The 248-nt window shown below is 67.7% G+C and carries 1 protein-coding gene; it reads left to right on the plus strand.

Annotated elements, in window-relative coordinates; genetic code table 11:
* Nucleotides 1-248: hypothetical protein (locus tag SB822_RS59560; RefSeq protein ID WP_410859434.1), on the plus strand; the 248-nt coding region annotated here is incomplete at both ends.

Consider the following 248-nt stretch of genomic DNA (forward strand, 5'->3'; position numbering starts at 1 on the left):
GGCGTGGTCACTTATCGGGCGGAAATACGCGCGACGTTGTGCTCGCAGCCGGTTTCGGCGCGCAATCCGATTCAGCCTATTCATCGCTGTGGCCGCTGCAAGCTCGTACGGTGCCGCGGCGCCGGCCTGTTCTCCGGCTCGAACGTCGCTTCGCGCGCAGTCGTTCAGCGCGCGTCGTCGTCGGCGCGGACAGGCGCCTCGCGATGGTTCGCCGACGCAGGCGCAGTCGCGGACATGAACCGTTCACG

The organism is Paraburkholderia sp. SIMBA_054 (assembly GCF_046534875.1).
Lineage (GTDB): Bacteria > Pseudomonadota > Gammaproteobacteria > Burkholderiales > Burkholderiaceae > Paraburkholderia > Paraburkholderia hospita.